At 65.5% G+C, this 23,724-nt stretch carries 23 protein-coding genes; 4 read left to right on the top strand and 19 right to left on the bottom strand.

The features are described 5' to 3' along the window. Positions 1-3: 3 nt before the first annotated feature. From EBS11_RS11180 to EBS11_RS11140, 9 genes are all read right to left on the bottom strand, one after another. Positions 4-723, bottom strand: a complete 720-nt coding sequence (locus EBS11_RS11180) for a HAMP domain-containing sensor histidine kinase (protein ID WP_290603035.1) — start codon at positions 721-723, stop codon at positions 4-6. Between the two features lie 171 nt (positions 724-894). Beyond that, positions 895-2,694, bottom strand: a complete 1,800-nt coding sequence (locus EBS11_RS11175; protein ID WP_290603032.1) for a family 2A encapsulin nanocompartment cargo protein cysteine desulfurase — start codon at positions 2,692-2,694, stop codon at positions 895-897. Next, positions 2,669-3,601 carry a family 2A encapsulin nanocompartment shell protein gene (locus EBS11_RS11170; protein WP_092801784.1) on the bottom strand — a complete coding sequence of 311 codons (933 nt, stop codon included), beginning with the start codon at positions 3,599-3,601 and terminating at the stop codon, positions 2,669-2,671. The genes EBS11_RS11175 and EBS11_RS11170 overlap by 26 nt, the downstream gene beginning before the upstream one ends. Positions 3,602-3,704: 103 nt before the next feature. Further along, positions 3,705-3,929 (bottom strand): helix-turn-helix transcriptional regulator, encoded by a 225-nt coding sequence (locus EBS11_RS11165; RefSeq protein ID WP_034784364.1) that lies wholly within the window; start codon positions 3,927-3,929, stop codon positions 3,705-3,707. A gap of 7 nt (positions 3,930-3,936) precedes the next feature. Further along, complete coding sequence (epsC, locus tag EBS11_RS11160; protein ID WP_290603023.1) at positions 3,937-4,923, bottom strand: serine O-acetyltransferase EpsC; 987 nt, start codon at positions 4,921-4,923, stop codon at positions 3,937-3,939. A gap of 19 nt (positions 4,924-4,942) precedes the next feature. Continuing rightward, positions 4,943-5,440, bottom strand: coding sequence for a rhodanese-like domain-containing protein (locus EBS11_RS11155; RefSeq protein ID WP_290603021.1), 498 nt, complete (start codon positions 5,438-5,440; stop codon positions 4,943-4,945). Between the two features lie 197 nt (positions 5,441-5,637). Then, positions 5,638-7,269 (bottom strand): FAD-dependent 5-carboxymethylaminomethyl-2-thiouridine(34) oxidoreductase MnmC, encoded by a 1,632-nt coding sequence (gene mnmC, locus EBS11_RS11150; RefSeq protein ID WP_290603020.1) that lies wholly within the window; start codon positions 7,267-7,269, stop codon positions 5,638-5,640. Continuing rightward, positions 7,269-7,844, bottom strand: a complete 576-nt coding sequence (locus EBS11_RS11145) for a DNA-3-methyladenine glycosylase I (RefSeq protein ID WP_290603015.1) — start codon at positions 7,842-7,844, stop codon at positions 7,269-7,271. Before EBS11_RS11145 ends, mnmC begins: the two co-directional genes overlap by 1 nt. Before the next feature lie 38 nt (positions 7,845-7,882). After that, positions 7,883-9,376 (bottom strand): PLP-dependent aminotransferase family protein, encoded by a 1,494-nt coding sequence (locus EBS11_RS11140; protein WP_290603009.1) that lies wholly within the window; start codon positions 9,374-9,376, stop codon positions 7,883-7,885. Positions 9,377-9,483: 107 nt separating this feature from the next. On the opposite strand from EBS11_RS11140, the gene EBS11_RS11135 reads away from it, so the two are divergent. Together EBS11_RS11135 and EBS11_RS11130 are read left to right on the top strand one after the other, a co-directional pair. Next, a complete protein-coding gene (locus tag EBS11_RS11135) occupies positions 9,484-9,945 on the top strand; it encodes an OsmC family protein (protein WP_290603004.1) in 462 nt (153 codons plus the stop codon). Continuing rightward, positions 9,946-10,593 (top strand): FMN-binding negative transcriptional regulator, encoded by a 648-nt coding sequence (locus EBS11_RS11130; RefSeq protein WP_290603002.1) that lies wholly within the window; start codon positions 9,946-9,948, stop codon positions 10,591-10,593. Here EBS11_RS11130 and EBS11_RS11125 read toward each other — a convergent pair. From EBS11_RS11125 to EBS11_RS11115, 3 genes are all read right to left on the bottom strand, one after another. Beyond that, positions 10,577-11,530 carry an AEC family transporter gene (locus EBS11_RS11125; protein ID WP_290603000.1) on the bottom strand — a complete coding sequence of 318 codons (954 nt, stop codon included), beginning with the start codon at positions 11,528-11,530 and terminating at the stop codon, positions 10,577-10,579. The two genes, EBS11_RS11130 and EBS11_RS11125, sit on opposite strands and share 17 nt — an antisense overlap. Before the next feature lie 96 nt (positions 11,531-11,626). After that, on the bottom strand, positions 11,627-12,061 hold the full coding sequence (locus EBS11_RS11120; RefSeq protein ID WP_290602999.1) for a CHRD domain-containing protein: 435 nt from the start codon (positions 12,059-12,061) through the stop codon (positions 11,627-11,629). 236 nt (positions 12,062-12,297) lie between these two features. Continuing rightward, positions 12,298-12,855, bottom strand: coding sequence for a helix-turn-helix domain-containing protein (locus EBS11_RS11115; RefSeq protein ID WP_071326735.1), 558 nt, complete (start codon positions 12,853-12,855; stop codon positions 12,298-12,300). A 253-nt stretch (positions 12,856-13,108) separates the two neighbouring features. On the opposite strand from EBS11_RS11115, the gene EBS11_RS11110 reads away from it, so the two are divergent. Beyond that, on the top strand, positions 13,109-13,345 hold the full coding sequence (locus tag EBS11_RS11110) for a hypothetical protein (RefSeq protein ID WP_290602993.1): 237 nt from the start codon (positions 13,109-13,111) through the stop codon (positions 13,343-13,345). On the opposite strand, the gene EBS11_RS11105 is transcribed toward EBS11_RS11110, so the two are convergent. The 4 genes from EBS11_RS11105 to EBS11_RS11090 are packed head-to-tail and all read right to left on the bottom strand — an operon-like array spanning position 13,342 to position 17,965. After that, the gene (locus tag EBS11_RS11105; protein WP_290602989.1) at positions 13,342-14,349 is read right to left on the bottom strand and encodes a spore coat U domain-containing protein; all 1,008 of its coding nucleotides are present in this window, start codon (positions 14,347-14,349) and stop codon (positions 13,342-13,344) included. The two genes, EBS11_RS11110 and EBS11_RS11105, sit on opposite strands and share 4 nt — an antisense overlap. Continuing rightward, positions 14,349-16,709, bottom strand: a complete 2,361-nt coding sequence (locus tag EBS11_RS11100; RefSeq protein WP_290602983.1) for a fimbria/pilus outer membrane usher protein — start codon at positions 16,707-16,709, stop codon at positions 14,349-14,351. The genes EBS11_RS11105 and EBS11_RS11100 overlap by 1 nt, the downstream gene beginning before the upstream one ends. 42 nt (positions 16,710-16,751) lie before the next feature. Beyond that, on the bottom strand, positions 16,752-17,489 hold the full coding sequence (locus tag EBS11_RS11095) for a fimbria/pilus periplasmic chaperone (RefSeq protein WP_290602973.1): 738 nt from the start codon (positions 17,487-17,489) through the stop codon (positions 16,752-16,754). 11 nt (positions 17,490-17,500) lie between these two features. Beyond that, positions 17,501-17,965: a spore coat protein U domain-containing protein gene (locus EBS11_RS11090; RefSeq protein ID WP_290602969.1), complete on the bottom strand. Its 465-nt coding sequence runs from the start codon at positions 17,963-17,965 to the stop codon at positions 17,501-17,503. Positions 17,966-18,375: 410 nt separating this feature from the next. Between EBS11_RS11090 and EBS11_RS11085 the strand changes: the two genes are divergently transcribed. Then, positions 18,376-19,182: a response regulator gene (locus EBS11_RS11085; RefSeq protein WP_290602966.1), complete on the top strand. Its 807-nt coding sequence runs from the start codon at positions 18,376-18,378 to the stop codon at positions 19,180-19,182. 24 nt (positions 19,183-19,206) lie between these two features. Here EBS11_RS11085 and EBS11_RS11080 read toward each other — a convergent pair whose 3' ends face one another. The 3 genes from EBS11_RS11080 to EBS11_RS11070 form a co-directional block, all read right to left on the bottom strand. Beyond that, the gene (locus EBS11_RS11080; protein ID WP_290602964.1) at positions 19,207-21,765 is read right to left on the bottom strand and encodes a TonB-dependent receptor; all 2,559 of its coding nucleotides are present in this window, start codon (positions 21,763-21,765) and stop codon (positions 19,207-19,209) included. 330 nt (positions 21,766-22,095) lie between these two features. Beyond that, positions 22,096-22,698 (bottom strand): nicotinamide riboside transporter PnuC, encoded by a 603-nt coding sequence (pnuC, locus tag EBS11_RS11075; RefSeq protein ID WP_290602961.1) that lies wholly within the window; start codon positions 22,696-22,698, stop codon positions 22,096-22,098. Between the two features lie 80 nt (positions 22,699-22,778). Next, entirely contained in the window at positions 22,779-23,540 is a 762-nt protein-coding gene (locus tag EBS11_RS11070) for a PEP-CTERM sorting domain-containing protein (protein WP_290602956.1), read from the bottom strand. Positions 23,541-23,724 lie beyond the last annotated feature (184 nt).

The following is a 23,724-nucleotide window of genomic DNA, read 5'->3' as shown; positions in this document are numbered from 1 at the left end:
CGTTCAGGGCAGGCGCAGGATGAAGCAGCCGCCGCCCAGGGCGCCGCCGTTTTCCAGGGCGATGCTGCCGCCCTGCCCCCGGTGCTTGTGCATCTTCGCCACTTCGCTGGAAAAATACAGGCCCAGGCCCGTGCTGTTGGTGGAAAAGTTCACGCCGGCGGCCATGCCGTCCATGGCCGCGCTGCCCGCGTCGAGCAAGGCTTGCGTATAGCCTTCGCCATTGTCTTCCACGCGCAGCTCCAGCAGGCCGCCGGCCTCGCGCACGGACAGGCGGATCGTGTCGCGCGTGTAGCGGATGGCGTTGTTGATGGCATGCGCCAGCACGCCGATGACAAGGTCTTCGTCCAGGGTCCAGATCAGGTCCGGCGGGCAGGCCGTCTCCAGGCGGATGCCTTTCGACGCCAGCAGGATCTTTTCCTGGTCCACCACCTGGTCGATCACCTGGCCCACCAGCTGCGGCTGCACGTCGAAGGGGTAGCCGGGCTTGCCCACTTCCTTGTACAGGGCCAGCAGCTGGATCAGGTTATCGTTGAGGCGCTTGGTCTGGTACAGCATCTGCGCCATCTGCAGGTAGGCGGGGTCCGCCTGCGGGGACGCTTTCGCCTGCTCGGCCGCCAGCAGCGACTCCAGCGTGCCGCTGACAACGCTGATCGAATTTTTCATGTCGTGCACGGTCGACGCCAGGAACAGGAAAAGCTCGGGCGAGCTGTGTTGATCTTCCACCGGATATCTCCTCGGGCGCCGGCGGCACGGCGCCGCGGCTCAAATATTGCCAAGGATAAATTATACCGCCCGCCCGCGGGCGCCAGCCAGCCGCGCGCAAAGTCCGTGACATGACGCAACAATGCCGCCCCCGCTGGCGCAGGGACGGCATCGGACGGTGAAGCAACAGCGTCAGCGACGGGCAGCCGCCAGGCGGCGCACCACGGCGATCATGCGGTCGATCTCCTCGTAGGTGTTGTAGAAGGCGAACGAGGGCCGCACGGTCGCTTCCACGCCGAAGCGGCGCAGGATAGGCTGGGCGCAGTGGTGGCCGGAGCGCACGGCGATACCCTCTTCGTTCAGGGCCTGCCCCACTTCCGCCGGCGCGTAGCCGGCCAGCACGAACGAGGCCACGCTGGCCTTGTCCGGCGCCGTGCCGATCAGGCGCACGCCGGGAATGGCCTGCAAGTGATGCGTGGCGTAGTCCAGCAGCGCGTGCTCGTAGGCGGCGATGTTGTCCAGGCCGATGCGTTGCACGTAATCGATGGCTGCGCCCAGGCCCACGGCGTCCGCGATATTGCCCGTGCCCGCCTCGAAGCGGTTCGGCACGCCCTGGTAGACGGTGCGCTCGAACGTCACGTCGGCGATCATGTTGCCGCCGCCCTGCCAGGGCGGCAGCTGCTCCAGCAAGTCCGCCTTGCCGTACACGGCGCCGATGCCCGTCGGGCCGAACACTTTATGCCCCGAAAACACGTAGAAATCGGCGCCCAGCGCCTGCACGTCCACGCGCAGGTGCGACACGGCCTGCGCGCCGTCGACCAGCACGCGCACGCCGGCCGCATGCGCCAGCGCGATGATCTGCGCCACGGGCGTCACCGTGCCCAGTGCATTCGACACCTGCGTCACGGACACCAGTTTCGTGCGCCCGTTGAGCAGCTTGCGGAATTCATCGAGCAGTATCTGCCCGCTGTCGTCGACGGGGATGACGCGCAGTGTCGCGCCCTTCTCCGCCGCCAGTTGCTGCCACGGCACGATATTGGCGTGGTGCTCCAGCTGCGAGACGATGATTTCGTCGCCGCTGCCTATGTATTTGCGCCCGAAGGTATTGGCGATCAGATTGATGCCTTCCGTGGCGCCGCGCACGAAAATGATTTCATTGGCCGAGGCGGCGCCCAGAAAATGCGCCACCTTGGCGCGCGCAGCCTCGTACGCATCGCTGGCGCGCGCCGCCAGCGCATGCGCGGCGCGGTGGATGTTCGAATTCTCGTGCGCGTAGAAATACGACACCCGGTCGATCACCGACTGCGGCTTGTGCGTGGTGGCCGCATTGTCGAACCAGGCCAGCGGCTTGCCGTTGACCCGTTCGGCCAGCACGGGAAAATCGCGCCGCACGGCATGCACGTCGAATGGCGCCGGCGCCTGCCCATGCCCTTGCTGCTGCGCCGGCAGCTCGGTCTGGAAATAGAACGCGGGCGGGCCGCCGGATGGCGCCACGGGCAGCTGGCGCGCGGGCGCCTGCCGCGGCGTGGCAAACAGGCCCCGCAGATCATCGGGCGCGGCCTGCCCCAGCCCCTGCCGCGCCAGACCATCAAGGCCATTGCCCGACGCGGGATAACCATGCGCGCCACCCAGAAAATAATACGGCGATGGCGCTGCGGGTGCATTGATCGCCGACAAGCGCGGCGTCGGCACGAACGCGGGCGCCGGCGCAACCGGCGCTTCCAGCGGCGCCGTCACGGGCGGCACCTGCGCCGTCGCCACGCCGGGAGCGATGGCGGCGAACGCAGGACCTGGCTGCGGCGGCGGGCGGTTCGCATAGCGGGGCGCCGCATCGAGCACGCTGCCCGAGCCGCCAAGACTGGGCGACTTGTCCAAGCCCGGAAAACGGGCAAAGAATTCGCCCGCCAGGCGGTTCAGGGTCGCTTCATCGGGCAAAAACGGGACGGCGGGCAAGGCCGCCGCGCCATCACTTGTAGGTGTCTGGGTAGTCATGGTATTTACCGATCTCCACGTCTTCCAGTACGGCCAGCGCATCGTCGGTCAGCACGGCCAGCGAGCAATACAGCGAAATCAGGTAGGACGAAATCGCGTGGCGGTTGATGCCCATGAAGCGCACGGACAGGCCCGGGCTTTGCTCGCCCGCCAGGCCGGGCTGGAACAGGCCGATCACGCCCTGGCGCTGTTCGCCCGCGCGCAGCAAAATGATCTTCGTCTTGCCGTCCTCGATGGGCAGCTTATCGGATGGCACCAGCGGCACGCCGCGCCACGTGAGGAACTGGGAACCGAACAGGCTGACGGTGGGCGGCGGCACGCCGCGGCGCGTGCATTCGCGGCCAAAGGCGGCGATGGCCAGCGGGTGGGCGAGGAAGAAGCCCGGCTCCTTCCATACCTTCGTCAGCAGTTCGTCGAGGTCGTCCGGCGTGGGCGCGCCCGTCAGGGTGAAGATGCGCTGGTCGTCGTGCACGCTGGCCAGCAGGCCGTAATCGGGATTGTTGATCAATTCGCTTTCCTGGCGCTCCTTGATCGTCTCGATGGTCAGGCGCAGCTGCTCCTTGATCTGGTCGTGCGGGCTGCTGTACAGGTCCGACACGCGCGTGTGCACGTCGAGCACCGTGCTGACGGCATTGAGAAAATACTCGCGCGGCTGCTCGTCGTAGTCGACGAAGGTTTGCGGCAGTTCCGATTCGTCGCGCTGCGAGCAGGCCACGCGCACGTCCTTGGGATTTTTTACGCGGTTGAGGCGGTAGATACCCGCTTCCACGGGCAGCCATTGCAGCAGGTGCACCAGCCAGCGCGGCGTGATGGTGGACAGCTGGGGAACGCTCTTGCTGGCATTGGCCAGCTGGCGCGCGGCGTTATCGCCCAGCGCAAACTGGCTATCGGGGGTTGCTTCGGCCATCGACGACTCCTAATGAGAAAAGTGAATATGCTTATCCGGAAAACAAATAAAGTATCGGGCGCCCCTCTCATTTGCTCAACATGCTATCGCCACCAGGCCCGCATTAATCCACCAGTTCCGGTTCGCAGCGGGCCATCAGGCCCGCCAGGCCGATGCCCAGCGCGCCGGCCAGCTTTTCCACCGTCAGCAGCGACGGCGTGGCGGCGCCCCGTTCGATTTCGCCGATGAAGGAGCGGTTCAGGTCGGCCGCTTCGGCCAGCCGCTCCTGCGACCAGCCATGCCCTTCGCGCAACTGGCGCACGGCCAGTCCAAACTGTTTGATCAACATGCTGTCCTCATGGGTGGTGGGCAAAAGCGGGATGCAAGGGCGGCTGCAATTCTGGCGCCTCCTGCTGGTTGTGGGCTTGCGTGATGTTGCTGCCGGGGGCCACGTTACGGGTCAGCCAGACATTGCCGCCGATGACGGAGCCCTGGCCGATGGTCACCCTGCCCAGTATCGTGGCGCCCGCGTAGATGACCACGTCGTCCTGCACGATGGGGTGGCGTGCCAGTCCCTTTTTCAGTACGCCGTCCTCGCCGGCGGGAAAGCGCTTGGCGCCCAGGGTGACGGCCTGGTAGATGCGCACCCGTTCGCCGATGATGGCCGTCTCGCCGATCACCACGCCCGTGCCGTGGTCGATGAAGAAACTGCTGCCGATGACGGCGCCCGGGTGGATGTCGATGCCCGTCTGCGAATGGGCCACTTCGGCGATGATGCGCGCCACCAGCGGCGCACCCAGCGCATACAGGGTGTGCGCCAGGCGGTAATGGATGATGGCCAGGATGCCCGGATAGCACAGCAGCACCTCATCGACACTGTGCGCGGCCGGGTCGCCATGGAAGGCGGCCGCCACGTCCGTGTCGAGCTGGGCGCGGATGCGCGGCAGCGCGCGGGCAAAGCGCTGCACGATGGCCAGCGCCTGCTGTTCGATGGACACCGTCTGCTGCAAGCCATGCTGGCGCGCGTGGTAACTGAGTTCGCGCCGCACCTGTTCGTGCAAGCCCGTCAAGGTCGTGTCGAGCGTGTGGCCGACAAAGAAATCCTCGCTCTCCTGCTGCAGGTCGAGCGGCCCCAGACGCATGGGAAACAGCGCCGCGCACAGGGCGGTGACGATGTCGCGCAGGTGCTGGCGCGAGGGGAATTCGCGCGCACCGCACTCCTGGTGGCGCAATAAGCCGTCGCGCCAGCGTTCGCGCACGGCGCGCAATTCATCGACGATCTGGCGCAGCTCCCATTGCGGCTGCGCGGCGAGGGAGGCGGGAGGCAAGGCACGCTGGTTCATGGTGGTCCTGAGGGGTGGATTAGTCTTGCAGCCAGGGCAGCGCATGCCAGCGCCAGCCACCGCTGTGGCCGCGCTGCTGATGTGCGTCAAGGTCGCCCTCGAAGCCTTGTGCGATATTGAAGACGCTGGAAAAACCTGCCTTGGCCGCCGCTTCGGCCGCCAGCGCCGAACGCTTGCCGCTGCGGCACAGCAGCAGCACCACGGCCTCCTTGCCGCCCGCCTTCGCTTCCAGCTCGCGCGTGAAGCGCGGATTGCGGTTCATGGCCGTGCCAGTCGCCCACGCCACATGCAGCGAGGCGGGCACGTAGCCGACGAAAGTGCGTTCTTCATTGGTGCGCACGTCGACCAGCACGGCTTTGCCGGCCTGCACCAGCTGCCACGCATCCTGCGCGCTGACGATGCCCGCATACGGCAAGCCCTGCGCCTGCGCCTGGGTGCGCGCGAGATTGAGCACTTCGTCAAACGCCGCCTCGCCGTGCGCGGCGCGGGGATCGAAAATCAGTTCTGCAGCAGCCATCGTTCCACCTCTTTATTCCGTCATCAAAGACAAGCACGCGTCCACTGTAGCGAACTTATGTTGTTCGGAAAACAAATTAAAAAGAGTTTGGAAAGCTGAAAAACGTATATGGGGTCAGTTCCTTCGGAATCGGAATATGCCCCATTGCGGCATATTCCCCCACAGGGTCCGACCCCGGAGCTCGCTTCTGGGTGCAATCAGGAAGCCCTACGGCGCTCGCGCAACAAAAAACGGGCAGGATCGAGCGCCTCGGCCAGCTGGCGTTCCAGCGGCAGCGGCTCGCCCTCCAGCTGGCAGGCCAGCAGCTCGGCCGCCAACGGCGCCCAGATCAGGCCGCGCGAGGCGTAGCCGAGCAAGCCATGCAGGCCGGGCCAGCGGGGCACGTCGCGCAGGCGCTCGCAGCGCCCCGGCACGCCGGGGTCGGGCAAGGCGCCCGCCAGCGGCAGGCGGTCCGGTGCCACACAGCGAAAGCCCGTGCGCCCGGCCAGCGGCGCCTCGAACGGGGCCACGCCGAGGATGGCGGCGACCTTGCCGATGTTGTCGTGCTGGCTCGCTGCGCGCACGCTGGCATCCGCGTCCGCATCATAGCTGGCGCCCACGCAGACGATGCCCCCGTGCGCCGGCGTCATGTAGGCTTCGCGGCAGACGACGAAGGGCAGCGATGGCAGGCTGCCTTCGGCCAGGTGCGTGACCTGTCCCCGTACGGCGTCGAGCGGCAGGCCGGCCGCCTGCCCGAACTGCACGGCGCCCGTGCCGGCGGCCAGAATCACCGTGGGCGCGGCCGCAATCAGGCTGCCTTGCGCATCGCGCACCCGCCATTCGTCCGCCACACGTTCGAGGCCCAGCGCACTGCTGGAAAAGCACCGCGTCAGCAGGGCGCCGCAGGCGTCCAGCATGGCCGCGCAGACGGAGGACGGACGCGCCCAGCCGCCCTGCCCGAACCACCAGGCGCCGTCGGGTGCCGGCGCGCCCAGCATGGCGGCCGCCTCTGGCGCTTCCAGCCAGCGGGCGAATTCAGGGGGATACATGCCGCTGGCGGCGATCTGCCGCTGCACCTGCGCATGCGCGCCATCGCGCGCCAGCTGCAGCACGCCGCACTGCGCGCCCTCGAAGGCGGCGCCGATGCCGCCCAGGTCCGTCCAGTAACGCAGCGAATACAGATACGCGGCGCGCACCAGGCGCGTGGCGATATTGTCGTCCTTCGACAGCTGCGGCATGAAGATGCCGGCCAGGTTGCCGGACGCCTCGCTGGCCGCTTGCGCGTGGCGTTCGATCAGGGTCACCTTCCAGCCGCGCGCGGCCAGCCGTTCGCAGGCGGCCGCGCCGGCCACGCCCGCGCCGATGACGATGGCGCGCCGCTCGGGCGCCGCCACGGCCACGTGCTCTCCCCGCCGCGCATAGAACGTGGCGCGCAGGCGGCTCTCGTCGAAGACAAAGCCGTTTCCCTGCAGCGCCGCGCGCTGCGCCTCGTCAAGATGCACGGCCTGCAGCTGGCCGCCGTCCGTCATCAGCCGCGCCAGCACCGCCACCGCTGCTGGCACCCACGCCAGGTGCACGGCATCGATGCGCGCCGCCAGCTGCGCCAGGCAGGCCTCGGGATCGCCGGCCAGCACATCGAGCGTCACCAGGCCGTCGCGCGAGACCATGCGATGCTGGCCCGGCACGCAGGGCGGCCATTGCCTGCGCCATTCCTCCGGCAGATGGCTGGCATCGACGGGACGCGGCGCCAGCGCGATGTAGTGCAGGCGCCGCCCGCCATGCGCGGCACAGGCGGCATGCAAGCGGGCGCCGTCGAAATCCGTGTCGAGCAGGACCAGCGCGCGGCGCATCAGCGCCCCGCGCGGCAAAAGCAGGCGGGCGCGTGGTCGTTGACCATGCCGATGCCCTGCATGTAGGCGTAGATGATGGTCGAGCCGACGAACTTGAAGCCCCGCTTGAGCAGGTCTTTCGACAACTGGTCGGACAAGGGGGTCTTCGCGGGAAACTCGCCCGCTTGCCAGCTGTTGACGATGGGCAGGCCGTCGACGTAGGCCCACAGGAAGCCGTCGAGCGTCAGGCCTTCCGCGCGCAGGCGCAGGTAGGCTTGCGCATTCGTGATGGCGGCCGCCACCTTCAGGCGGTTGCGCACGATGCCGGGGTCCGCCAGCAGCTGCGCCACCTTCTCGGGACCGTAGGCGGCGATCTTCTCCGCATCCCAGCCATCAAAGGCGGCGCGGTAGGTGTCGCGCTTGTTGAGGATGGTTTCCCAGCTCAGTCCCGCCTGCGCGCCTTCCAGGTTCAGCATTTCGAACAGGCGGCGCTCGTCGTGGCAGGGTACGCCCCACTCCGTATCGTGGTAATCGAGATAGCGGGGATTGGCCGGATTGGCCCAGGAGCAGCGTGTAATGGTCGCGGTCTTCGTCATGGTCGTGGTCTTCGTGTGCGGGCAGCTGCCAGTATAGATTATCGGCCGCGCAGGATGCGCCCCAGTTCCTGCACGCCGTGCGCCAGCTCGGCCGGGGGAATGGCGGCAAAGCCCAGCAGCAACCCGGCCGGCGTGGCACAGGCGGCGCCAGCCTGCGGGTCGGCATAGTGACCCAGCGGGCGCAGTTCGATGCCCCGTTCCAGCCCGGCCCGCGCGACCGCCTCTTCCTCGTGAGCGCCGCGGAAATACGCGCACAGTTCCAGGCCGCTGTCGGCCGGGCCGCACGCGAGCTGGTCGTCGAGTTCGCGCGCGATGCCGCGCAACAGCAGGTCGCGCCGTTCCGCGTTGCTGTCGCGCGTGCGGCGGATATGCCGGCCGAAGTGTCCCTCGGCGATGAAGTCGGCCAGCGCCATCTGCGGCACGATGGCCGTATGACGGTCCATCACGGCCTTGGCCTGCGCCAGCGCCTCGGCCAGCGCGGGCGGCGCCACCATGTAGCCCAGGCGCAGTCCCGGAAACAGCACTTTCGACAGGGTGCCCACGTACACCACGCAGCCGGCCCGGTCCAGGCTTTGCAGGGACGCCAGCGGCGCGCCCGTGTAGCGGTATTCGCTGTCGTAGTCGTCTTCCACCAGCCACGCCTTGTGCTGCGCGGCCCAGGCCAGCAGGGCCAGGCGGCGGGGCAGACTCATGCTCACGCCCAGCGGCATCTGGTGCGACGGCGTCACATAGGCCAGCTTCGCCTGCGGACAGTGCGCCACGCCGTACGCCACGTCCAGCCCCTGCGCATCGACGGGCACGGGAAAGACGCGCGCGCCGGCCGCGCGCAGGGGGCCGCTGGCGCCCCGGTAGCCGGGCGACTCCATCCAGGCGGCGTCGCCCGGCGCCAGCAGGATGGTCGACAGCAGGAACAGCGCCTGCTGCGAGCCCGAGGTGATCACGATCTGCTGCGGCGTGCAGCGGACGCCGCGCGAGGCCTTCAGGTACACGCACAGCAGCTCGCGCAGCGGCAGGAAGCCGGCCGGGTCGCTGTAGCCGAACTGGTGGTCGGGGCGGCGCCAGCGCCGCGCTTCCAGCCGGGTCCACACGTCGAAGGGAAAGTGGTCGATGCGCGGCATGCCGACGCGGAAGGCGCGCAGCGGGCCACGGTGTATCGCCACCTGGCGCATGGCCGTCACCACGCCCTGCCCGCGCGCCGACAGGGGCCGCAGCAGGCCGGGCGTGCCGGGCGCCGGCGCGGCGGACGGGGGCACGGACAACGGCACATCAGGGCTGATGAAGGTGCCGCGCCCCACGGTGCCATCGAGGTAGCCTTCGGCCGCCAGCAGCGCATACGCATTGAGCACCGTCTGGCGCGACACGGCCAGCAGGCGGCAGAACGCGCGCGTGGGCGGCAGCTGCATGCCGGGGCCCATGCGCCCGTCGAGGATGGCGGCCTTGATGGCGCCATACAGCTGGCGAAAGAGCGGCTCGGCGGCGCCCCGGTCGAGCGGCAGGGCGGCGATGAGGGAGTTCACATGGGAAGTCGGCATGGCGGCAATCATGAATTGGTAGCTTCAAGATAGCACTTATTGGCTGTTTTAAATAGCCAAGACTGGCGCTAAGATGACGATACTATCCCCTACAACATGGAGCCTCCATGCAGCAGTTTTTCGCCACCGTGGCCTGGCAGCGTGACGGCCAGGATTTCGCCGGCCAGCGCTACAGCCGCGGCCACGCCTGGCAGTTCGACGGCGGCCTGACGGTGCCCGCCTCGTCCTCGCCCCTGTCCGTGCCGCTGCCCATGTCGGTGGCCGCCAATGTCGACCCGGAAGAAGCGCTGGTGGCCGCCACGTCCAGCTGCCACATGCTGTTCTTCCTGTCGCTGGCGGCGCAGCGCGGCTTTATCGTGGACGACTACCGCGACGAGGCCGTCGGCGAACTGGGCAAGAATGGCGCCGGACGCCTGGCCATGACGCGCATCGTGCTGCGCCCGCGCATCGCCTTCGCGGGAACGCAGCCCTCGCCCGAGGCCCTGGCCGCCCTGCACCACGACGCCCATGAACGCTGCTATATCGCCAATTCGCTGACGGCCGAGGTGGTCGTGGAAAGAGCTGCCTAGATGTACACGCCATCGACCTTCCGCGAAGAACGCCTCGACGTGCTGCATGGCCTGATCCGGGCGCATCCGCTGGGAGCACTCGTGCGCCACGGCGCCGATGGCCTGTGCGCCGACCATCTGCCGTTCGAGATCGCCCCGCCCACGCCTGAAGCGCCCTTCGGCATCCTGCGCGCCCACGTGGCGCGCGCCAATCCCGTGTGGCGCGCCGACGGGGCCGGGACGCTGGTGATCTTCCAGGGACCGCAGGCCTACATCACGCCCGCCTGGTACGAGGAAAAGCAGCGCAGCGGCAAGGAAGTCCCCACCTATAACTACGCGGTCGTGCATGCCCACGGCCCCTTGCGCGCCATCGACGATGCGGCGTGGCTGCTGGCACTGGTGGAGCGGCTGACGGCGCGCCATGAGGCAGATCAAGCCGCGCCGTGGCGGGTGAGCGATGCGCCGGCCGACTACATCGGCAAGATGTTGAAGGCCATCGTCGGCATCGAGATTCCCCTCGCGCGCCTGGAAGGCAAATGGAAGCTGGGCCAGAACCGCAGCATGCAGGACCAGGCCAGCATGGCGCACGGCCTGGCGCTGGACCATCAACCCGGTGCGGCGCAAGCCCTGGGCGCGCTGATCGCCGCCAACATCACGCCAGCCAGCTGACGGCCGCCGAAAACGTCAGGAACGACAGCGCCGTCGACACCAGAATGATGCGGGCGATGCGCGCCGTGTTCGCACCGAAGCGCTCCGACAGCAAGGTGACGTTGCTGGCGCTGGGCAGGCAGGCCACCAGCACCATGCAGGTCAGGGCAAACGGGTCGAGCGGTGCGCCCAGGGCGATGGCCGCATGGCCCATGCCCCACACGAGCAGCGGGTGCAGCAGCAGTTTTTTCAGCGCCACCGGCACATATTCGCCCAGCGGCGCGGGATCGGCAGTGCTCATCTGCGAGCGGGCCAGCACGGCGCCGATGGTAAACAGGGCCACCGGCGAGGCGGCATCGGCCAGCAGGCCCACCGTCTGCATCAGGGGCCTGGGCAAGGCCAGCTCCAGCCACGAGGACAAGGCGCCCAGCACGATGGCCCACGGCATCGGGTTGCCCGCCATGCCTTTGAGGGCGTTGACCACGGCCGCGCGGCCGCCCTGCGCGCCGCCGCTGCCGATGCGCGACAGGGCGATGCACAGCGAGCTGGTAATGAGCATGTCGACGACGATGCTGACGATGACGGGGCCGGAGGAACGGGGACCCAGCAGGGTCAATAGCAGGGGCACGCCCATGAAGCCCGTGTTCGGAAAGGCCGCCACCAGCGCGCCGAAGGCCGCGTTGTTCCAGTCGATGCGGTGGCTCAGGGTCATGGCCATGGTGACGCCCACCATGATCAGGGCGCACAGCAGGTAGACGCCGAAGACGCTGCCGTCGAGCAGCTGCGCGATGGGCGTGGCGGCGCCGAAGCGGTACAGCATGCAGGGAAGCGCGAAGTACAGGACAAAACTGTTCAAGCCGCCGATGGCGGCCAGCGGCAGCAAGGCGCGGCGCACGGCCAGGTAGCCGCACAGCACCAGGGCGAAGAAGGGAAAGGTGATGGCAAGGATGGTCAGCATGGAGCGCCATTGTAGCGTGCCCCGCGCGCCGTCCCGCCGGCGCAAAAAAAGGCCGCTTGCGCGGCCCAAGGAGGTTTCGAAGAAAACGCTGGCGTCCTACTTCGCCTTGAGCTGGGCGCGGATCTCGCCGGCCGGATAGGTGGCGCTGTGCACGTTGACGTACAGGTTGCCGGCCTGGTAGCTCGCATACTGGGCCGGCGTGAGCACGGTGTTGGCCGGCACGGCAAACATGCCCTCGCCGGTTTTGAGCAGCGGCACGATGACGGGTCCATTGGCGCCGACGGGTGCCTCATGGATATGTGCCACGGTGGCGACCAGGCCCGTGTAGCGCACGCCGCCCGACACGCCGCCCCCTGGCGCCACGCGGATATTGCTGCTGCCGCTGGCCGTGCTGGTGTTGGCCGGCACCTCCTGCGCCCCCGTCAGGGTGACGTCATGCTCGCCGGGATGGTGCGGCCCATGGGAACAGGCGCCCAGCAGGGCCGCCAGCGCCAGCACGGCGGCGCCGCCGTGTCGTTGCAATACTTTCATCGCCATACTCCTTCAACGGACATCGGGTCACGGATGGCGCCCTGCCCCGCTCAGCCGGGTCCGCGCCGCACTTGTGCTGCCTGGCGCCCGTCCTGGCCATGCATGGCGGGACGGTAGCCGGAACCGGCCCCGGTGGCGGAATCACGCCACCGGGACAGGCTCTGGGTGCAAGAATAACGCCATGCTGCGTCGCCCGTTTTGCTTTACGCCAAACTGATGCCACGCCGGCCGGTGCCTCAGGCCAGATGGCCTTCCGCCACCCAGCCGCGGTTGGCGGCTGGCGCCTTCGGCTTGGGCGCGATGCCGCTGCTTTTTTCCGCGTCGAGGATGATGCTGCGCATGCTGTCGCTGGCAGCCGGCCCTGGCGCGAAGGCGTAGTACTCGTCATTGATGGGCAAGCCCGTCATGGCATCGACCAGCACGGGATCGGCGGCCAGGCCCGTGTCGCGGCTGGCGATCACCAGGCTGGCGCCTTCGGGCGCGAAGTTCTCGTTGCCCCAGGCGATAAACGCCAGCAGGACGGGCTTGAAGGCGCGCCCGGACTTGGTCAGCACGTAGTCGTAGCGCGGCGGCTTGGCGCAATACAGGCGGCGCGTCATCAAGCCGCCTTCCACCAGGTCGGCCAGGCGGCGCGTCAGGATGGTGGGTGCGATCTTGAGGCTTTTTTCAAATTCATCGAAGCGCGTCTTGCCGTAAAACGCTTCGCGCAGGATGAGGATGCTCCACCATTCGCCCACCTTGCCCAGACTGCGGGCGATCGGGCAGGGCAAATTATTAAAGTTGGTATGTTTCATGACCATCTCCTCACGTTGATCCAACACAACAATCAAAAAAATATCAGTTGCACTACAGAAACATCAGTTACTATCAAATCGAAAGCGTCGCCGGCCCCATGATGACGGCTTGAAAATACGCACAAACTCACACTTTTCTTGTTCAAGTACAATCATGGCTCGTTCAGTTCCCCTAATCCCGGTGCAGAAGACGGTGTCAGCCATGCCATGCGGCCTTGCTGACCACGCCCGTTTTTTGCCAGATGCATACACGATGACTCCTTTGAAGCTTGCCGTCCTGCCAGCCCTGCTTGCCCTCACCCTCTGCCAGACCACCACCGCCGGCACCACCGCTTCCGCATCGTTCCAGGCCAGCCTCGTCGTCCACGACGTCTGCAGCGTCAGCACGCTGCACGCGCCGATGCAGGTGCAATGCCGTCACAACACGCCCTATCTCTTGCATCAGCACGCCACGCCATCGGGCGGCGGCCTCGTCACCGTCACGTTCTAGAAATAAATCGTCGCCATCACCGTATCCTTGTAGTCACCGGGAACGGGCGTCAGTTGCGCTGGCACCCGGCCATAAATGGTCACGGGCTGGCTGCTGCCCGTGCCGGTACCGCTGACCATGCTGGTGCCGGCCGTGCCATCGCCCCAGATGGGGCCATCCAGGCTGCCCGATAATTCATAGCCGATCGTGGCCGGCCCCGTCGTATTCTTCATTTTTCGCGCCGCCACGCTGGACGCCACCGTGCCGCCGTTCAGGGCGATCTGGTAGGCGTTGTTATTCACGCAGCGCACCGACAGGGTGCTGGTGCTGCGCACGGGCCCGTTCAGCACCGTCGCGGTGGTGAATGCCATCGGCGCGGCCGTGATAGTGCAGTTATTGATCGCCGTGGCATTCACGGTGAAGCTGAAGCTGGCGCTGTTGCCCAGGCAGGTGCCGGGATCGTTGAGCAAGCCATACATGGCGTAGGTCATGGTGCCGGCGCCGCTGAAGCTGGAGGTGTAGACGGTATTGCTGTTGCTGACCGTCGGCACGCCCGCCAGCGCGGCCCCGGCGGGAATCTTGCCGTAGAAATTGAAATTCTTCGTGTAGGTGCCGCCCAGGGTCAGCAGGCCGGCCGACAGCTGCAGCGGATATGAGGTGGTGGCGCCCGTCACGCCCGGCCCGCCCCAGATCGTCGCCGGCGAATAGGTCGCGTCGACATACAGGTTGTACTGCATGCGGGCCGCGCCGTTGCCCAGGGTGCGCGGCACGGCCGCCAGGGAATTGCTGCCGATGCCCAGGTTCAGGCAGGCGCGCGCATTCGGCGTCAGCAGCACCCCCAGGCTCAAGGTGGAAAAGGTACAGCTGAGGGTACCGGACCCCGTGACCGTGTAGTCGCCGCCGGAAATCGGCGTCACCTGGCCGAAGTCGACGTCGTTGACGCTGACGGAGCAGACATCGGCGCGCGCCGCCGTGGCCAGCAGGCAGCCCAGCACAATGGCAAGCAAGGTCAGCAGGCGGCGCATCAGCGGCTCCCTCCGGCGACGCAGCGCAGCGGGCCGATGACGGGCAGGCCGCCTGTTGCCGGGCGCACATACGGGAAATTGACCGTGCACAGGCTGTCGCCTTCGCCGATGCGCAACTGGTTTTGGGCGGCCAGGTCGTCGACGAAGGCGATGCCGTCGAAGCCCACCACGGTGCGCTTGCCGCTTTGCACGTGCAGCACCGGCAAGCCGGTGGCCAGCGGCTTGCCGTCCGCGCCCTGCACGATGACGGTGGCCGCGCTGTAGCGCTCCACAGGAAACGACGCCAGCACGCCGGACAGGCTGCGCGGCACCACGCTGAGATTCGTCACGGGCACCCGCGCATCGACGTCGAGGGCATCCGTGCCTATGCTGATCTGGTTGTCGCCATAGGCATTCAGATTAGGCACCAGCAGGTAGCCGCTGCCGCCCGTCACGCCGATCTGGCGGTTTTCATGCAACACGGGAATATTGGCCACGCCGCCCGTCGATACCAGCGCGAAGCCGCTGCCCACCTGGCGCGCCGCCTCCATGTGGCCATCCATCAGCACCAGCGCGCCGGAAGCGCCCAGCGACGCCGCATTGCTCATGGCATCGCTTTGCGCGCGCGCCGTCACGCGGCCATAGTTGCCCAGGTATTCCACCTGCGCCTGGCGATAGCTGGAACTGCCGGACATGCCGCTCTGCACGCCCCAGCCGAAGCCGCCGCCAAAATCGGCCGTGCGCTGCGCGCCCACATTATGGCTGCTGACGCCATTTTGTCGGCTGGTATTGGCACTGGTGGCAATATTGCCGTCCAGCACCATGCTCAGGCCGATATAAAAGCCCCGGTTGCGGTGCTGGCTCAAGTCCTGGAAGGCGCTGGTACTGAGGAAGACGCCGCGGAACAGCGAGGCGGAATAGCCGAGGGTGACGATGCGCGAGGTGGGTTCCCCCTCCGTGCGGTAGCCGATGTAGCTGAGATTCATGCTTTGCCCTGCCGCCAGTGCCCGCGTCAGCGACACGCGGTCGGCCGCGCGCACGACGGGGCTGCCGTCGCCCGACGCCAGGTCGCCGTAGCGGGCGCTGGCGCGCGTGCTTTGCGCATCGATGCTGTAGCGCGGACCCAGGTACTGGTAGCCCAGGCTGGCCTGGATACCCTGGCCATGCCCGCTGCTGGCCGCGATGGCGCCGTTGATCACGCCTGCCTGGCCCAGCCGCAGCAGGCCGCCGCCGCCCGCATTCAGCACGCCGGCCCCCGCTTCGGCGTGGCCCTCGACCGTCAAGGTGTCGCTGAGTCCATAGCGCCCCGTGACGCTGGCGACGGGCCGCTTCTGGTAGCCGAAGGAACTGCGGCCGTAGTCGCGCCGCAGCACGCCCGCCTCGACCGAATAGTCGCTCAGGCCGCTGGCCAGCATGCGCGTGTCCACATACAGGGGCAAGGTCGTCGCCACGCTGCGGCCCAGCGCGTCGCGGGTGATGACGGTGGCCTGCCCCGCGCCGTTGATGCCGGCCACCTGGTTCAGCACGAAAGGACCGCTGGGCACGCTCGCCGCATACTGCTGCACGCCGTTCACGTACAGGCTGAGCGAGGACGGCACGAGCGCCGTGCCATTTACCGCCGTGACGGGAAAGGTCAGCAGGTCGGGGCGCAGCTGGAAATTCTTGCGCCACTGGAAGCCGCCCATGCGCACGGCGCGGCTCCAGCTCAGGGAGGAGGAAATCAGGTCGCCCACCTGCCACGATTGCAGGGTATCGACATCGGAATGGTTCCAGAAGGTATCGAAGCGCAGGTACTGGCGCTGCCCCGCCATGACGTTCAGGGTGCCCGTGCTGCTGAAGACGCCGCTGTCATTGAAGTAGCGGAAATCGTTGAACAGGGCCGCGCGGCGCGTCTGCCCCAGCTCCGTGTAAGCTTCGTAGTTGAGCACGGCGCCAGGCGTCACGCTGGACTTCGGCGCGCGCTCGGCCGTATGCGCATTGATGCTGTAGGGCACGCGCAGGCTGTCGCTGATGCGCAGCGACACGCTCTGGCGCGTCGCATCATAGTCATAGGCAAGGCCGGGAATGGCATCGAGCGCGACATCGAGCTGGCCCGACACGCCGAGGCGCGCCGGGTCCAGCCCCAGTTGCTGCAAGTTATCCACGCTGCTGCGCAAGCGCTTACCCTGTTGGGTAAAACGCAAGATCAGTCCGCTTGCTTCGCCATTCACACTAACCTCCAGATAGAGTTCTCTCGGTGCCGCCAGATCCACGTCCGTGCTGGCCTGGCCGGCATCATCGTCCGAGGCGGGGGCGCGCTCCACGCCGTCCGCCCTGGCGCCGCAGGCAGCCGCCATCATGACTACCGTCCAGCAGGCCTGCCATGTCAGTGACCACATCATGGTGTAACCCGGTTGAGCAAGCATGCGCCATGGCGGCGTTGATCAAGGTGGCGTCGATGTCCTGGCAATGATCGCCTTTGCATTCACGTTGGACGAAATCGTCAGCACGCCGTCGAGCGCGGCATCGCTGGCGACGGGCAGGCGCCATTCGCGCATGCGCCCCGCCAGCACGTAGCCAAACAATCCCTTGCTGATGCCAAAATCCTTGCCGGCCGGATTCACAAACGACGTGGCGCCGATCTGCGCATGGAAATTGCCGCTATTGTTGATACGCAACATCCACGCGCCATCCTTGCGAAACACCTGCCACGCCAACACTTCCTTGCCAGGCATGCCGCTGGGCAACACAAACACGGGCACGGAGTAGCGCAGGCGGATATCCACGCCATTGCTCTCGGACTCCGCTTCGCGCGCCACCTCGTCGATCAACACGCGGTAGGTGCGCTCCTGCGCCAGGGGACCGGCGCTGCGCCGCACCAGGCGGATCGTCTGGCGCCCGTTCGACGCCACTTCCACGATGGGCGGACTGGCCACCAGTTCCTGCGTCGGCAGCAGCACTTCCTCGCCATTCGCCTGGTCCCAGGAAAATACGCGCACCTGCCCATACAGGGGCTTGTCGCCGAGGTTTTGCAGGGTGATGCCGGCGGCGTTCTGCTCCGCCCGCAAATTGATGGTGACGGGGGAAATCTGCAGATTGGCCGCGGCCACGGAAGCGGCGCCGACCAGATACAGCATCGGCGCCGGCCACAGCCAGACAGGAAATGAGCGGCGTACCGTCATATGCGCCCTGTCTAGAAATACACGGTGGCGGTAATTGTCGACTTGTAGGCATCAGGCGCCGGGGTCGCCTGGGCGGGCACCTGTCCGTACACGGTCAGCGGCTGGACCACGCCGGAACCGGTACCGCCGAGCGTGTTGGTGCCCTGCGTATTGCCCCACACCGTGGTGCCGGCCGCCTGGAACAGGTTGAACTGCACCGTGCCCGTATTCGAGCCGGTACCGCTCATGTAGCGCGTCGTGCCGGTCGAGCCAGTGCCCGTGCCTGCGCTCAGGCCCACGTTATAGGGCGTGGTATTGGTGCAGGTCACGTTGACCGTGGTATTGACGTTCACGGCAGTACTCAGTACGCCCTGAATCGAACCGAAGTTCAAGGGGGCCGCCGCAATCACGCAGTTGGCCACGATGGTCAACGTGACGTCGAAGTTGGAAGTGGCGCTGCCATTCAGATACGTGGCGGCGTCGGCGGAAGCAGACATGGAAGCGGCACCAAGGGCAAGGCCAGCGGCGACGACTACAGGGGAAAATTTAACGCGTAACATAAAACCTCCGGATGACGAAACATCATGAACGGGCCCTTCCGATACGGTAAGGGCACTGAGGATAGTCACGGAATTGCCGGCGTTTTTTAGGGCACGCAAACCAGGACAACTAAACAAGACTGAAGACCAACAGCTTGGGACTTCATCATTTTTGCCGCATTTGCAAAACAGATTTTTTAACAAGCGACATTGCTTTAAATCAATGCATGAGTGGATTATTAGCGATCTGGGAAATTGCCGCTTCTTCTTGCGGAGAAAGCTCTTTTGAAACACGAGAAAAGCAGAAAAAAAATAAAAACCGAGGCATAATAAGCCACAACTTGCTTTTTGGTTAAGTCATCCATGCCATGCCATTGACCAGCGAACCCATCAGAAAAAACATCTTGATCGTGGACGATTCCGCGTTCGAGCAGCGCATGCTGATGGAGTTGCTCAGCGAGCAGCCCTACCGTTTCAGCATCGCCTTCAACGGCTACCAGGGCTACCAGCTGGCCCTGGCCACGCATCCCGACCTGATCCTGCTCGACGTGCGCATGCCCGAGATGGATGGCTATACGGCGTGCCGTTTGCTCAAGGCCAATCCCGAGACGGAACAGATTCCCGTGATCTTTCTCAGCGGCGCCGATGCGGCCAAGGAGCGCATCATGGGCTTGCAGGTGGGCGGCGTGGACTACATTTCGAAACCGTTTACACCGGAAGAACTGGCCGCGCGCATCCATATTCATCTGGGATTGATGCGTAGAAGCAACAGTACGCTGCCCGTCGTGGCTGAGGTGAGCGAGCCGCAGAAGCATCCGGACCTGGTCTTCGTCAACGCCGTCAAGCAGCTCATCCTCGACAACCTGGGCAGCCTGCCCAACCTGTCCGAAATCGCCCGCAGCGTGGGCACCTACCGTGAAAAACTGACCCTGATGTTCCGCGAACAGACGGGCATGACGGTCTTCGCCTTCATCCGCGAAGCGCGCATCGCCCGCGGCGTGGAATTGCTGCAGCAGACGGAAATCGACGTGCAGGACATCGCCCTGCTGATCGGCTTCCACAACGCGGGCAATTTCGCCACCGCCTTCCGCGAACGCATGGGCGTCACGCCCAGCGCCTACCGCCAGCGCCTGCATGAGCAGACGGGACAGCGGCAAGCGGCAGGCGGGCACTGAGGCGTACCCAGGTCCGCCCTGCCCTTAGAACTTGTAGTTCAGCTTGAGCGAGGCGAAGCGGCCGCGCGGGTCGGCCTGGGTATAGTCGAAGCCCGACGCCGAGTAATCCCACGGCGCGCGCTTGTTGGCCAGGTTCTGCACGATGAAGGTGACGTTGGCCGCCGGCGTGACTTGCCAGCTGGTGGTGACGTCGAAGGTGCTGAAGGCGGCCACCGATTCATCCAGGTGCGTGCTTTGCGCGTAGCTGCCCACGTAGTTCCACGTCAGCGTCGACGACCATTTGCCCTGTTCCCACGTGGCCGAGGTGACGCCGCGCCATTTCGGGATGGAGCCGAAATAATTCGTGCCGGCACCGTCCGTCAGCGGCGCGCCGTCGGACAGCGGCTCCGCAAAGCGCAGCACGCGGCTCAGCTGGCCGGCCAGGGTCAGCTTGCCCCAGTCCTTGTCGGCGAAGCGCTGGCGCAGGTCCAGGTCGATGCCCGACACTTCGCGCTGGCCCTGGTTGCGGTACTGGCGGTACAGGGTGGTGATGCGGCCATCGGCATCGCGCGTGATCTTTTGCAGCGCCGACGCTTCATTGGCGATGGTGGTGGTGGCGCTTTCCGTGCCGATCACGCCATCCTGCCTGATGCGGTAGTAATCGAGGCCGATGCTTGAGCTGCTGCTGGGCGAGACCACCACGCCCAGGTTCAGGTTGTTCGAACGCTCGGGACGCAGCGCCGTGTTGGCGATGGTGATGGCCGTCACGCCGCGCGTCTGCGTGGGCGTGACCGGATCGCGCGGATCGAGCACGCTGACGTAGCTGACGGCCGTGCTTTGCGTGATTTCCGGCAAGGATGGCGCGCGGAAGCCCCGCGAGACGGTGCCGCGCAGGAGCAGCCACGGTGCCGCCTGGTAGCGGGCGCTGGCTTTCGGCGAAAACGCATTGCCGAAATCGCTGTAATGGTCGGCGCGGCCCGCCAGGTTGACGGACAGGTCTTTCACGACGGGGACATTGAATTCGGCAAACAGGGCCGACACGTCGCGCGAGCCGTTGATGATGTTGATGGCCGGGCGCAGCTCCGTGCCCGACAACACGGCCGTCGAGGTTTGCGAATCCATCTTTTCGCGGCGCCATTGCGCGCCGGCGGCAAAGCCCAGCGGACCGGCCGGCAGCTGCCACAGATCTTTCGCGGCGGAAAAATCGACGGTGTCCAGCGTCGACTCGGCCGGACGCAGGGTCGACAGGCGCAGGCGGTTGCGTACGGCTTCGCTGTTTTGCGATGGATCAAAGAAGTTATAGCTGCCGTCGGCCAGCACCTTCTGGAATTCGTAACGGTTGACGAAGTTCTGCACGGTTTCTTCCAGCTTGCTGCTCGAGTGCCCCACGGCCGCATCCCAGTCCCAGCCCGCCAGCGTGCCTTTCAGCCCCGCCAGGGCGCGGTAGAACGTGACCTTGTCCTGCTTCAGGCGCGGACCCAGGTCGAACAGGGTGGCCGTGAACGGCAGGGGCGTCGTGCCGGGATTGTTCGGATGGCCCACGGGCAGCACGACGGGGATGGTATCGAGCGCCTGGGTGGCGTTGTTCCACACGCGCGTGGCGTTGTTCACCGTCAGCGGCGCGCTGAAGGTCTGGTCGGCGCGCGAATAGCTGTGCAGCAAGTCGACGTACGCTTCCGTATCCGCATTGAGCTTGAAGGTGGCGCGCGCGGCCGTATGCACGCGCTGGATGCCGGGAATCAAGGTTTTGTAGGGCGAGGGGTTGTACGCCAGCACCTGCCCCGTCTTGCCGGGGGTGATGTCGCCATAGTTGACCAGTTGCAATGGTCCGCGCACGCCGCCCAGGGTGCGGGTCGGGTCCGTGCCCGCGTAATTGGTGATGGCCCAGCCCAGGCTGCCCCGCTGCTGGTTGCGAAAATCCGCATCGCGCATCCACGCCACGTCGCTCTGCTGCAGCTTGTCGCGCTGCTGCGCGTCGATCGAGAAGACGAGGCTGTAGCCGTCTTCCTCCAGCTTGCCAAAGCCCGTCTGCAGCGCCGCGCTCTTTTCATGCTGGCCCGTGCCCTCGGTCGAGCCGCCCCACTGCGCCGTGACGTCCGTGCCCGTGAATTCCTTGTACAGGATGATGTTGACCACGCCGGCCACGGCGTCGGAACCGTAGACGGACGAGGCGCCATCCTTGAGCACCTCGATGCGCTGCACGGCCGCCATCGGCAGGCTGTTCAGGTCGACGAAAGTTTCCTGCAGGTTTTGCGCCGTCGCATAGCTGGCCACGCGCTTGCCATTGACGAGGATCAAGGTATTTTTCTGGCCGATGCCGCGCAGCGACAGGCCCGAGGTGCCGGCCGAGAAGCTGCCCGTATATTGTTCGTTGTAGCTGTTGCCGCTGTTGGCGGAGATGGCGCGCAGCACGTCGGCCACGCTGGTCTTGCCGCTGGCTTTCAATTCCTTGGCGGTAATGACCTGCACGGCGCTGGCGCCCTCCTTTTCGCTGACGCGGATATTCGAGCCGGTGACGTTGACGCGCAGCATTTCCTCCTCGGCATGAGCGAAGGATGGAAAGGCGGCGGCGATGGCAAGACTGATGGCGAGTGGTTTGAACATGGTTTCCTCTTATTGGGATTGGGGGCCTTTTTCCGATAAAAAGGCCGAGCGGGGGCACGCGGACCGGGCAGGCCAGCGGACAAACAACAGACAGGCTTATGAGCGAATTACGGGATGCGTGGACGGCCACGCATCGGCATCCACTGCGCCATGGATTGCATGGTCAGCTGGTGCCGGGTGGCGTAAAAACTGGCAGAAGGGATAAAGCGCAACATAAAAGACACCGGTAAGCGGGGAAAGGCCACTATATCTCGGCGTCTTTATGGCGTGAACGAATTTAAAATTGATTGTATATACGATTTGGATCTAAGGACTTGATACTTAGCAACATCACGCGTCGGCGACTGCCGCGCCCGGAGTTACGGACTCGGCCACGGCGCGGCGCGCCTGCACGCGCCACCAGTACCACGACAGCAGCGCATTGAACCAGTAGGCGGCATACAGCACGGCCGTCAGGTGCAGGCCGCGGCTGTAGTACAAGGGCACGGCCACGGTATTGACCAGCAGCCAGAATGCCCAGGTTTCGATGCGCCGGCTCATCAGCAGGAATTGCGCGATGATGCTAAATACCAACACTGCCGAATCGATGAAGGGCGCGTACGCGTTCGTCCAGCGGTGCAGCAGCAGGCCGTAGATGACGACGGCGACAATACCGGCCGGCACCACCCACGCCAGGCTGCGCCAGCCCGTGCGCGTGATCGGCAAGGGCTGGCCGCCCGCGCCGCGCCGCCATTGCAGCCAGCCGATGACGCAGGTGACGATGAAAAACAGCTGCAGCAGCACGTCGGCGTACAGGTTGACCTGATAAAACAGCACGGCGAACAGCACGCAGCCGACGATGCCGATCCACCAGGAATGAATATTGTTGCGGCCGGCCAGGATGATGGACACAGTCATCAGCACGTTGGCGGCGATCTCGAGCGGGGGAGTCAAGCGGTGGTCCTTTGCGGGGCGGTGGATGGATGCACCGCGCCACTATAGCCGATTTGCTCCCCCGCATCACACGCGCCGTATCAGCCTGCCCGGCGACGGCGCGCGATGCCACACAGGCCCAGGCCCGCAAGCAGCATCGCATACGTGGATGGTTCCGGTACGGCCGAGAGCGGGGCATAGGTCAGCGTCAGGACGGGTTTGATAATGCCCAGATTGGCAGTCGATGGTGTCGTCCAGGAATAATAACCATCATCGCCTTGTCCAGGAAACCATTGCCCGCCACCTGGCGTCACCGAAGCCCAAGCATAGACCTCAAGCCAGACCTTAAACGTTTGCGGCAGCAGCTCCGTACTGTTTTTCAGGGAAAACGGCACAGTGCCATTCAGATCGTTGAAAAAGATCTTTTTTTGCGCATTATTCGACGGATCCGTGTTTTCCCCGTAGGTACCAAAATATGCCTGCGAATTGTTTGTGGCGCTGCCCCCCCAATACGAATAAGGCCAACTGTCGGGGTAATCCGGTGCCGGTATCAATGCGCCGCTGATCACGCCGCTATACTCGACACTGATCACGCGATAGCCATCGCGCGCGCTGACATCAAAAAAATCCAGTTTCCCGTCTCCAACCGACGAGGAATACGTCTCCGTTAAGGAATAGTTGAGTCCGGCGATATTCGTCAGGTCGAACTTGGCGACATTGTTGCTATCGGAGATCAACTTGAGGCTCCCGCCCCATTCATCTCCAATCGTAAAACCTTGCGTTGCTATCGTGGTGCCGGCAAATGCGCTTGATGAGAGGGAAAAAACCAGGACGGCAGCCAGGGCGGACAATTGATGGGCCATATATTCCTCAAAGTGGAAGTTGCCAAAATTAGCAACTAAACAATTAAACCACTGTTTTTTAATATTATCAAATGTATATTTTTATGGAGAAAATGCCATCGTGCACTGCCGATGCGTCCTGCGCACGGCCACCGGGGTCAGTCCACGGCAAGGCACGGCATGGGGAAAAGTGGATGCCGTGCTT

The sequence above is a fragment of the Janthinobacterium sp. genome, assembly GCF_009923995.1.
GTDB lineage: Bacteria > Pseudomonadota > Gammaproteobacteria > Burkholderiales > Burkholderiaceae_D > Janthinobacterium.
Note: the sequence above shows the minus strand (reverse complement) of the source record. Positions and strands in the feature narration are given on the sequence as shown.